Here is a 10,483-nt window from a genome sequence, read left to right as displayed (position 1 = left end):
ACCGCCGCCACGAGGCCGCCGCCGGTCTGGTCGCTGGCCAGCGGGTGGGGCAGGCCGTCGCGGGTGATCGCCTGCCCGAGCACCTGGCCGTAGATGGCCGCGCCGCGCCGCTCGGCGTGCTCGCGGCTCTCCAGGATCAGCGTGACCGAGCCCTCGCCGTAGTTCACGCACCCCTGGCGCTTGTCGTACGGGCGCATCAGCCGGTCGAACTCGATCGGCTCGTCGGGCAGCGCGTTGGTCGGGCGGGTGTCGGCACCCTGGTCCTGGACCATCTTGACCAGGTCGAAGACCTTCTTGAGCAGCGGGTAGTAGAAGTTGTCGACGCCGGTCACGGCGATCACGTCGCTGGCGCCGCTGTTGATCAGCATGCGGGCGTTGTTGACCTGCACGGACGACGACGAGCAGCCGGCGTTGGCGGTGTAGCAGGGCCCGGTCGTACGGGCGAACGCCGACTGGGCCAGCGCCACGTCCGACGAGGTGACAGCGATGGAGCTCTCGATGAACAGCGAGGTCGCTTCCATGATGTTCAGGTCGCCGATCTCGGTGTTGAGCACCTTGAGGTAGCCGGCGATGTTGGTGTCGACGCCGCCGCGGCCGACCAGGATGCCGGCCTCGCCGAGCGCGCCGGCCCGCACGTCGAGCTTCGCGTCGGTGCACGCCTCGAGGAACGACATGAGGCCGAAGCGGTGCGTGTCGGTGAAGTGGGCGGCGAAGATGCCCGGGATCTCCGGGAAGTACTCGGAGAACTTCTCCGGTGGCAGGTCCACGGACCCGTAGAAGACCCCGTCGTCGCGAGACGAGATCGCGGTCATCCCGGAGGAGACGATCTCCCAGACGTCCTGGGTGGTGATCGTCGCCTTACCCAGACCAGGCAGACAGAAGCCCATGCCCGTGACGACGGTGTCACGCGCGTCGGTAGCCGACCTCATCATGCTCATTCCTTCCCCGAAGGTCGCTCGTTCGGGGAAGAGCGTACGTCCTAAACGGACAAATAAGATGTATGCCCCCAAGGAGGGCGCGTCAGGCGCTCTCCCGGAGGTCCACGCGGTAGCCGGCGGTCAGCTCGGCCGGCGCACCGTCGGAGCCCGTGGCCAGCCGCTTGGCCAGCAGCTCGACCGCCAGCCGGGCGATCTCCGCCTTGTCGGGCACGACGGTGGTCAGCGTCGGCACCGAGAACCGCCCGTCCTCGATGTCGTCGAAGCCGGCGACCGCGACGTCGTCGGGGACGCGCAGGCCGTGCTCGTGCAGCGCGCGCATCGCGCCCAGGGCGAGCGTGTCGTTGAAGCAGAACACCGCGTCCGGGCGTACGCCCGACTCCAGCAGCCGGGCCATCGCGGTCGCGCCGTCGGCCCGGTGCCAGTTGGCCGCCGACGCCACGCGGCGTGGGTCGAAGCGGATGCCTTCGGCGGCCAGGGCCTGCTTGTAGCCGGTCAGCCGCATGCTCGCGCTGGCGCCGGAGGTGGCCCGCTGCGCGCCGATGGCGGCGATCCGGCGCCGCCCCGACGCGATCAGATGCGTGGTGATCTCACGTGCGGCCGCCACGTTGTCGACCGCGACGTGGTCGAGCGGGCCGTGGTCGTCGCGCTCGCCGAGCAGCACCATCGGCCGCGGGTCGGCGCGCCGGGCCAGCTCGGCGCCGGTCAGCGCGAGCGGGCTGAAGATGAGGCCGTCGATGAGCTGGCCCCGCACGCCGTCGGCGACGACGCGCTCCCGCTCCGGCACGCCGCCGGTCTGGTCGATCAGCACGGTCCAGTCGTGGGTGGCGGCCGCGTCGACGACGTGCCGCGCGAGCTCCGCGAAGTACGGGATGTCGAGCTCCGGCACCGCCAGCGCGATCACGCCGGTGCGGCCGCTGCGCAGGCTGCGCGCCGAGAGGTTGGGCCGGTAGTTCAGCTCGGCGAGGGCTTCCTCGACCCGGGCGCGGGTCTCCGGCCGGACGTGCGCGTAGCCGTTGACCACGTTGGACACCGTCTTGACCGACACGCCCGCACGCTCCGCGACGTCCTTGAGCCTGTTGCGCACTCCCACCTCCGTCGCGGTTCGACCACGACAGCGTAGACCATCTTTACAACGTTGTAGAAAGTCTGCACGTCACCCGAAAGGCTGAGCCCATTGCGCATCGCTTCACTCACCGTTGACCCGGCGTTCTCGATCGCACCGGCCGATCGGCGCCTGTTCGGCTCGTTCGTCGAGCACATGGGCCGCTGCGTCTACGGCGGCGTCTACGAGCCCGGGCACCCGACCGCCGACCCGCTGGGCCTGCGCGGCGACGTGCTCGACCTGGTCCGGGAGCTGGGCGTGAGCGTGGTGCGCTACCCGGGCGGCAACTTCGTGTCCGGCTACCGCTGGGAGGACGGGATCGGCCCCGCCGGCGACCGGCCGCGCCGGCTCGACCTCGCCTGGAAGACGATCGAGACCAACCAGTTCGGCCTCGACGAGTTCATGACGTGGGCGCGGACGGCCGGCGTGGAGCCCATGATGGCCGTCAACCTCGGCACCCGCGGCGTGCAGGAGGCGCTGGACGTCCTCGAGTACACCAACCACCCGGGCGGCACCGAGCTGTCGGACCTGCGGCGCAAGAACGGTGCCGCCGACCCGTACGACGTGAAGCTCTGGTGTCTCGGCAACGAGCTCGACGGACCCTGGCAGGTCGGCCACAAGACCGCCGACGAGTACGGCCGGCTGGCGGCCGAGACCGGCAAGGCGATGAAGCTCGTCGACCCGACCATCAGCCTGGTCGCCTGCGGCAGCTCCAACCGCGGCATGCCGACCTTCGGCCAGTGGGAGGCGACCGTCCTCGAGCACGCGTACGAGCAGGTCGACTACATCTCGGCGCACACCTACTACGACCCGTCGGACGGCGACCGGGCCAGCATCCTCGCCTCGGCCGTGGACATGGACGGATTCATCGAGGACGTGGTCGCCACCGCCGATCACGTCGCCGCCAAGCAGCGCCACCGCCGCAAGCTCAAGGTCTCGTTCGACGAGTGGAACGTCTGGTACCAGTCCCGTCTGAAGGCGGATCTGGACCGGCGGGGCTGGGTCGAGGCGCCGGCGCTGATCGAGGACGACTTCACCGCGGTCGACGCGGTGGTGGTCGGCGACCTGCTGGTCACCCTGCTGCGGCACGCCGACCGGGTCGGCGTCGCCTGCCAGGCCCAGCTCGCCAACGTGATCGGCCCGATCCGCACCACGAACGGCGGCCCCGCCTGGCGGCAGAGCATCTTCCACCCGTTCGCGCTGACCGCGAGGCACGCGGTCGGCACCGTCCTGCGCACCGAGCCCGTCTCGCCGGTGCACGAGACCGCGCGCTACGGCGCGGTGGACGCCCTGTCCACCACCGCCGTGTACGACGAGGAGAGCGGCAACCTGTCCGTGTTCGCCGTCAACCGGTCCGACGAGGACCTGGTCGTCGAGATCGGCCTGCGCGCGCTGCCCGGGATCGCCGGCGTGGCGCACGTGACCCTCGACGCCGGCGCCGACCCGGACGCCGTCAACACCCCGGACGCCCCTGACCGGGTCAGCCCCCGCGAGCTGGAAAAGCCCGCGGTCGACGGAGGCATCGCCCGGGTACGCGTGCCCGGCGCCTCCTGGAACCTCCTGCGCTTCGCGAACCCATCCCTGTGAATTCCGAGGAGCGACCCAAGGACAACCTGATCTCCCGCCGCCGTGTGCTCGGCCTGGGTGTCGGGCTCGGCACGGCCGCGGCTCTGACCCTCGCCGGCTGCGGCGGTGACGACGACACACCCGCCGCGTCGGGTGACGGCGGCAAGACGTACACCGGCCCGAAGGTCGACCTCAACCTGTGGAACGGCTTCACCGGCGGCGACGGCGACATCTTCAAGAAGCTGGTCGACCAGTTCAACACCGAGCACCAGAACATCAAGGTCGGCGTGGCCACCTACCGGTGGGAGGACTACTACGCCAAGCTGCCCGGGGCGGTCTCGTCGGGCAACGGGCCCGACATCGCCGTCATGCACATGGACCAGCTCGCGACGTTCGCCGCGCGGCAGATCATCCAGCCGCTCGACGACGTGGCGTCGGCGCTGGAGCTGACCGAGGCCGACTTCGCCGCGACCGTCTGGAACGGCGGGATCTACAAGGACAAGCGGTACGGCATCCCGCTGGACATGCACCCGCTCGGCTTCTACTACCGCACGGACCTGATGGAGCAGGCGGGGCTGGACCCGGCCAAGCCGCCGACCAACCGGCAGGAGTTCGAGGCCGCGCTGACCGCGCTCAAGGCCAAGAACATCCAGGGCTTCTGGATGAGCCCGTTCCAGTTCACCGGTGGCATGGCCGGCTACTCGCTGGTGCACCAGTTCGGCGGGTCGCTGTTCAACCGCGACACCACCCAGGCCGTCTACAACTCGCCCGAGGCGGTCGAGGCGGTCACCTGGTGCGTCGACCTGGTCAAGAACGGGCACTCGCCGGCCAACGTCGGTCAGGACGCCGACTACGTCGCGTTCAAGGCCGGCAAGAGCGCGTTCAACTGGAACGGCATCTGGCAGATCAACGACCTCAAGAAGAGCCCCGACGTGAAGTGGGGCGTGGCGCCGCTGCCGCAGATCGGCTCCAAGCAGGCCGCGTGGGCCAACTCGCACAACTTCACGATCGTCCAGCAGAAGCGCGGCGCCGACGCCAACAAGACGGCCGCCGCCAAGGTGTTCATCAACTGGCTCAGCGAGCACTCGCTGGACTGGGCGGCGGGCGGCCAGGTGCCGGCCCGCAAGGAGGTCCGCGACAGCAGCGGCTTCCAGCAGCTCACCGAGGTCGGCAAGCTGGCGCCGGAGCTCGACTACGCCGCCTTCCCGCCGGCGCTGCCGGGTGTCGGTGACGTGATCACCACCTTCTACACCGCCTTCAACGAGGCCGTGCTCGGCAAGAAGGACCCGAAGAAGGCGATGGACGACGGCGTGGCCAAGGCCAACCAGCTGCTGGCCGACAACGCCAAGAAGTACGGGGCCTGATCTTGGCCCCGACCAGGGCGAGGGTACGGCGTCGCGGTGCCGCGACGCCGTACCTCTTCCTCACGCCGTACCTGCTGCTGTTCCTGGTCTTCGCCCTGCTGCCGGTGGTCCTCGGCGTCTGGCTGAGCCTGCACCAGTGGGACTTCCAGCTCCCGAACAAGCCGTTCGTCGGCGTCGACAACTACCGGGACCTGTTCGACTCGAACTCGGTCGTCTACAGCTTCTGGTGGGAGAGCCTCGGCGCCACGGGCATCTTCACGCTGCTCTCGGTGCCGCTGCTGGTCGTGCTGCCGCTCGGGCTGGCCGTGCTGCTCAACCGGGCGTTCCCCGGGCGCACGTTCTTCCGCGCGGTGTTCTTCGCGCCGTACGTGCTCGGCGTCGCGGTCATCGGCCTGCTCTGGCGCTTCCTGCTCGACGCCAATCTGGGCCTGGTCAACCGGCTGCTCGGCCTGGTCGGGCTGCCCGACGACACCGCCTGGGTCACCGACCTGCCGTGGGCGTGGATCTCGCTGGTCGGTGTCACGGTGTGGTGGACCGCCGGCTTCAACGCGGTCATCTACCTGGCCGGGCTGCAGGACATCCCGGGCGAGCTGTACGAGGCCGCGAAGGTCGACGGCGCCACGGCGTGGCAGCGGTTCCGGCACGTGACCCTGCCGGGGCTGCGGCCGGTGCTGCTGTTCGTGGTGACCACCACGATCCTGGCGTCGGCCAACCTGTTCGGGCAGTCCTACCTGATCACGCAGGGCGCGCCGGGCACCTCGACCCGCAGCGTGGTCTGGTACATCGTCGAGCAGGGCATCGCGCAGAACGACGCCGGCCGCGCCGCCGCCATGAGCATCACGCTCACCCTGATGCTGGCCGTGGTCAGCGTCGCCAACTTCCGCATCTTCCGGTACCGGGAGGACTGATGGCGCTCCGCCGGATCGGGCTCTACACGGCCCTCGTCCTGCTCACCGCGGTGTTCACCGTGCCGCTGGTGTGGATGGTGCTCACCTCGCTCAAGTCCTACCCGGACGCGCAGCGGATCCCGTCGACCTGGCTGCCGGACCCGATCGAGACCTACGGGTACGAGCAGTTGCTGCAGGCGGGTTCCCAGAACCCGGTGCTGCGCTGGTTCGCGAACAGCATGCTCGCGGCGGTCGCGCAGGCCGCGCTCGTGCTGACGACCGCGTCGATGGCGGCGTACGCGCTGGCCCGGATGCGGTTCCGCGGCCGCGGCCTGATCTTCGGGCTGATCGTGGCCACGCTGTTCGTGCCGCCGGCCACGCAGATCATCCCGAACTTCCTGATCGTCGACACGCTCGGCTGGCTCGACACCCTCGCGGTGATCGTGGTGCCCGGCGCGGCCAGCGCGTTCGGAGTGTTCTTCCTCCGGCAGTTCTTCCTGTCGCTGCCCCGCGAGTTGGAGGAGGCGGCGACGCTGGACGGGGCCGACACGTGGCAGATCTTCACCCGCATCGTGCTGCCGCTGTCGAAGCCGGCCCTGGCCACCCTCGCGGTGCTGGCGTTCCTGACCAACTGGAACGACTTCCTCTGGCCGATCTTCGTGCTGTTCAGCGGCGACCAGCTCACCCTGCCGGCCGGCCTCGGCCTGCTGCAGGGCGCCTACCAGACCGACTACCCGGTCGTGATGGCCGGCGCGGTCCTGGCCAGCGTGCCGGCGATCGTGCTGTTCGTGCTGGCGCAGCGGCACATCATCGCGGGCGTGTCCCGCAGCGGTCTCAAGGGATGATCCGGAGGGTTCTGGTGGCGACGGTGGTGGCGGCCGCCCTCGGCGGCTGCGCCGGTGACGAGCCGGCGCCGACGTTCACCAACCCGGTGTACGCGTCGGACGCCCCCGATCCGCAGGCGATCCGGGTCGGCGAGGCCTGGTTTCTGTTCCACACGAACACGCCGGCCGCGAACGTGCCGGTGCTGACCTCGCCGGACCTGGTGACCTGGTCGCCGGCCGGCGACGCGTTGCCGGCGCTCGGGTCGTGGGCCGTCGGCGGGAAGACGTGGGCGCCGGAGGTGCTGGCGGTGGCGGCGGACCGGTACGTGCTCTACTACACGGCCGCGTCGGCCGCGACCGGCCGTCAGTGCGTCGGGCGGGCGGTCGCGCGCGCCCCGGCCGGGCCCTATGTGGACGATGCCGACGCGCCGCTGGTCTGCCAGGCCGCGCTGGGTGGGTCGATCGACGCGAGCCCGTTCCGCGACTCCGACGGCTCACTGCACCTGCTGTGGAAGAACGACGGCAACGCGGTCGGTGCGGACACCTGGATCTGGTCGCAGCCACTCGCGCCGTCCGGAGAGACGCTGGCGGGCGCGCCCGCGCGGTTGATCAAGCAGACGGAGGCGTGGGAGGGTGCGGTCGTCGAGGGACCCTTCCTCTGGCGCCGGCCCGAGGGGCTGTTCCTGTTCTACGCGGCCAACGCGTACGACCGGTCGTCCTACGCGGAGGGTTACGCGGTCTGCGACTCGCCGGCGGGCCCGTGCCGGAAGGCGCCGGAGAACCCGATCCTGGCGTCCGCCGGCCGCGCGTCCGGGCCGGGGCACGCGTCGATGGTGGAGAAGGACGGCCGCACCTGGCTGCTCTACCACGCCTGGCCCGCCGGCCAGGAGGGCGCGGTCGACCCCGGCCGGCAGGTCTGGCTGGACGAGGTGGTCTGGACCGACGGCCGGCCGGTCGTCCGCGGACCGACGGACGGCCCGCAAGCGCTGCCCTAGTGTCTGGCGACGACGCCGGGCACCGGGGTGGTGCCGGTGAAGTCGTCCTTCATGTCGTCGACTCCCCACTGCGGCTCCGCGAGCGGCAGCAGCGACTGGCGGTCGGCGCGGGTCTTCGCGACGTCGATGTCCATCGCCTCGTTGCGGTCCTGCTTGATCGACTCGTCGGCCTCGCCGTCCCGGTTGAACGACCACATCAGCTTCGGGTCGCCGAACGGCAGCGGCATCCCGCCGTGGCCGCCGGCGCTGTGGGTGTGCCAGGTGTGCCACGTCTTGCCGTACGAGTTCATCAGCTGCTTCATCAGCGCCTTCTCCGCCGCCGCGGGCAGCCCGGGCGCGACGAGCTCGCCGGAGAGCACCTCGAAGTTGTGCGGGTGCCAGTAGCCGCGCTCCTCCGCGGGAACCGTGTCGAACAGCCGGCCGGAGATGATGTATTCCACGCCGATCAGGTTCGCGTCCTTCGTGTTGCCGTCGAACAGCACGCACTGCAGCACGTCGTCGTTGACGACCCGGCAGAAGTGGTGCGCCTCCATCTGGAAGTCAGGCTCGCCCTTGGCACAGTGGAAGCCGACGACATAGACGTCGAAACCCGACATCGGCGCGCTGGTCTGGAGCAGGTGCGCGCCCTGCTCGAGGATCGCGCGCCAGGCGCCCTTGGACTCGCCGGCCGGGGCGGTCGGGCTGCGTCGGGTCTTGATCGCTGGCTGGACGGGCACGTCGAGCCTCCTCTTCCTCGCCGGGTCCGGGCTGCGTACCCGTGATCAGCCGTCCCAACCATCTTTACAACGATGAATGCAACGTTGTAAAGGTGGTGGATGCGTCGACTGCCGATCGTCGCCGTGCTCGCCGGCCTCGCGCTGGTGACCGCCGCGGCCCCCGCCTCCGCCGCTCCACACCGGACGCCGCGCAACCCGGTCACGGCCGGCGTCGCCGACACCTTCGCCGACCCGGCGGTGATCCGCGGCGACGACGGCTTCTGGTACGCGTACGGCACCAGCGACCCCCTCCGCTCCGGTGAGGGCACGCCGCACCTGCTGCCGGTCCTGCGCTCGACGGACCTCGCCCGCTGGTCCTATGTGGGCGACGCGTTCACCGCGGCCAACCGGCCGGCCTGGGCGACCCCGACGGCGGGCCTGTGGGCACCGGACATCCGGCGTGCCGGCGACCGCTGGCTGCTCTACTACACGGTCACCGACACGACCCTCAACCCCGGCGACGACTCGGCGATCGGCGTGGCCACCGCGCCCGGTCCCGCCGGCCCGTGGACCGACTCCGGCGCGCCGCTGGTCGGCCCCCGCCCGGCGGCCGGCGGCGGGTTCCTGTGGACGTTCGACCCGGCCGGGCTTACCGACGCGACCGGGCAGCGCTGGCTCTACTACGGCTCGTACTTCGGCGGGATCTGGACCGTGCCCCTGTCCCCCGACGGCCTGCGGGTCACCGGCGCGGCCACGCAGGTGACGATCGACAACCGCTACGAGGGCGCGTACGTGGTCCGGCGCGGCGGCTGGTACTACCTGTTCGGCTCCGCGGCCAACTGCTGCGCCGGGCCCACCACCGGCTACAGCGTGTTCGCGGGCCGGTCGAAGAGCCCCACCGGGCCGTTCGTCGACCGGGACGGCCACTCGCTGCTGGCCTCGCGGGTCGGCGGGACGCCGGTGATCCAGCCCAACGGCAACCGCTGGATCGGCACCGGGCACAACGCGGTGGTCACCGACGAGCGGGGGCGCGACTGGTTCGTCTACCACGCGATCGACCGCGGCGCGCCGTACCTCGACGAGCCGTTCGGGATCAACCGGCGGCCGATGCTGGTCGACCGGCTGGACTGGGTGGACGGCTGGCCGACCGTACGCGGCGGGCGCTGGGCCTCCGACCCGGGCGCGCCCGACAAGCCGTGGTCCGTCACGCCGAAGCGGCTGGTGTGGTCCGACGAGTTCTCGGCCGGGCTGTCCCCGGGGTGGTCCTGGGTCCGGCCCGATCCCGACGCGACGGTGACCGGCGGAGCGCTGCGCTGGCCCACGCAGGCGGCCGACCTGGTCGGTCCCGGCAACGACGCCAGCGTGCTCGTGCGGGACGCGCCCGCCGGCGACTGGGTCGTCGAGACGAAGCTGTCGATCGACCTGGGCGTCGACACGGTCCGCAACTACCAGCAGGCCGGCCTGGTGATCTACGCCGGCGACGACGACTTCGCCCGGCTGAGCCACGTCGCGATCTGGAACACGCGCCAGATCGAGTACGGGCGGGAACTCCCGTACGCCGGCGGCCTCTCCTACGGCGGGATGGTCGAGACACCCCCGGCCGACACGACCTGGCTGCGCCTGGCCCACCGGACCGACCGCACGGGCGAGCACGAGTACCGGGCGGCCACCAGCCTCGACGGCCGCCACTGGACGTGGGGTGGGGTGTGGACCTTCCCGGCCGGCCCGGCCCCCCGAATCGGACTCGTCGCCCACGGCGGCGACAACCCACCGGCGACGGCCCTCTTCGACTACGTGCGGTTGTATCGCTGATCTCCAGGGGTGTCGCGTGGATCAGGGTGGTGCTCCGCCGAGGTCCAGGCGGCGTCCGGGCGTGCGCGGAGGTGGGTCGGATACCGGTGTTGTATCCGGCCCGGCTCCGCGTGCGGTCGGTCGTCGTCTGGGCCCGGCGGAGTGCCGCCGTGATCCACGCGACACCCCTGGGGGTGGTCCGGCGCGGTTCTTCAGGACCGTGCCTGCTAACGTTGCGGCCGTGCAGCGCCAGTATTGGTTTACACCTCCGGCCCGGGTGGGGTCGGCGGGCGTACCGCTGCGCTGACCTTCACCCCCGAG

At 71.0% G+C, this 10,483-nt stretch carries 9 protein-coding genes; 6 read left to right on the top strand and 3 right to left on the bottom strand.

The features are described from left to right. Together Asi02nite_RS28105 and Asi02nite_RS28100 are read right to left on the bottom strand one after the other, a co-directional pair. Positions 1 to 932 (bottom strand): beta-ketoacyl synthase N-terminal-like domain-containing protein (locus Asi02nite_RS28105; RefSeq protein ID WP_203716934.1); only part of this gene is annotated, 932 nt, incomplete at its 3' end. Between the two features lie 88 nt (positions 933 to 1,020). Then, positions 1,021 to 2,022 carry a LacI family DNA-binding transcriptional regulator gene (locus Asi02nite_RS28100; RefSeq protein WP_203716933.1) on the bottom strand — a complete coding sequence of 334 codons (1,002 nt, stop codon included), beginning with the start codon at positions 2,020 to 2,022 and terminating at the stop codon, positions 1,021 to 1,023. Between the two features lie 90 nt (positions 2,023 to 2,112). On the opposite strand from Asi02nite_RS28100, the gene arfA reads away from it, so the two are divergent. From arfA to Asi02nite_RS28075, 5 genes are read left to right on the top strand one after another with little or no spacing between them, the layout of a single operon-like run. Then, positions 2,113 to 3,627 (top strand): arabinosylfuranosidase ArfA, encoded by a 1,515-nt coding sequence (arfA, locus tag Asi02nite_RS28095; RefSeq protein WP_203716932.1) that lies wholly within the window; start codon positions 2,113 to 2,115, stop codon positions 3,625 to 3,627. After that, positions 3,624 to 4,970: an ABC transporter substrate-binding protein gene (locus Asi02nite_RS28090; protein WP_203716931.1), complete on the top strand. Its 1,347-nt coding sequence runs from the start codon at positions 3,624 to 3,626 to the stop codon at positions 4,968 to 4,970. The genes arfA and Asi02nite_RS28090 overlap by 4 nt, the downstream gene beginning before the upstream one ends. A gap of 2 nt (positions 4,971 to 4,972) precedes the next feature. Next, the gene (locus Asi02nite_RS28085) at positions 4,973 to 5,878 is read left to right on the top strand and encodes a carbohydrate ABC transporter permease (protein ID WP_239127173.1); all 906 of its coding nucleotides are present in this window, start codon (positions 4,973 to 4,975) and stop codon (positions 5,876 to 5,878) included. Beyond that, positions 5,878 to 6,702, top strand: a complete 825-nt coding sequence (locus Asi02nite_RS28080) for a carbohydrate ABC transporter permease (protein ID WP_203716930.1) — start codon at positions 5,878 to 5,880, stop codon at positions 6,700 to 6,702. The genes Asi02nite_RS28085 and Asi02nite_RS28080 overlap by 1 nt, the downstream gene beginning before the upstream one ends. Continuing rightward, positions 6,699 to 7,676, top strand: coding sequence for a glycoside hydrolase family 43 protein (locus tag Asi02nite_RS28075; protein ID WP_203716929.1), 978 nt, complete (start codon positions 6,699 to 6,701; stop codon positions 7,674 to 7,676). The genes Asi02nite_RS28080 and Asi02nite_RS28075 overlap by 4 nt, the downstream gene beginning before the upstream one ends. Here the strand turns inward: Asi02nite_RS28075 and Asi02nite_RS28070 are convergent. After that, a complete protein-coding gene (locus Asi02nite_RS28070; protein ID WP_203716928.1) occupies positions 7,673 to 8,392 on the bottom strand; it encodes an OBAP family protein in 720 nt (239 codons plus the stop codon). The two genes, Asi02nite_RS28075 and Asi02nite_RS28070, sit on opposite strands and share 4 nt — an antisense overlap. 99 nt (positions 8,393 to 8,491) lie before the next feature. On the opposite strand from Asi02nite_RS28070, the gene Asi02nite_RS28065 reads away from it, so the two are divergent. After that, the gene (locus tag Asi02nite_RS28065; protein WP_203716927.1) at positions 8,492 to 10,183 is read left to right on the top strand and encodes a glycoside hydrolase family 43 protein; all 1,692 of its coding nucleotides are present in this window, start codon (positions 8,492 to 8,494) and stop codon (positions 10,181 to 10,183) included. Positions 10,184 to 10,483 lie beyond the last annotated feature (300 nt).

The organism is Asanoa siamensis (assembly GCF_016862555.1).
Taxonomy (GTDB): Bacteria; Actinomycetota; Actinomycetes; order Mycobacteriales; family Micromonosporaceae; genus Asanoa; species Asanoa siamensis.
The sequence above is the reverse complement of the archived record's forward strand: the minus strand, read 5'-3'. Positions and strand labels throughout refer to the sequence as shown.

Excerpts from the sequence above, each read along its gene's own strand:
- Asi02nite_RS28075 (WP_203716929.1), top strand. The coding sequence starts at position 6,699 with ATGATCCGGAGGGTTCTGGTGGCGACGGTGGTGGCGGCCGCCCTCGGC.
- Asi02nite_RS28065 (WP_203716927.1), top strand. The coding sequence starts at position 8,492 with ATGCGTCGACTGCCGATCGTCGCCGTGCTCGCCGGCCTCGCGCTGGTG.
- Asi02nite_RS28080 (WP_203716930.1), top strand. The coding sequence starts at position 5,878 with ATGGCGCTCCGCCGGATCGGGCTCTACACGGCCCTCGTCCTGCTCACC.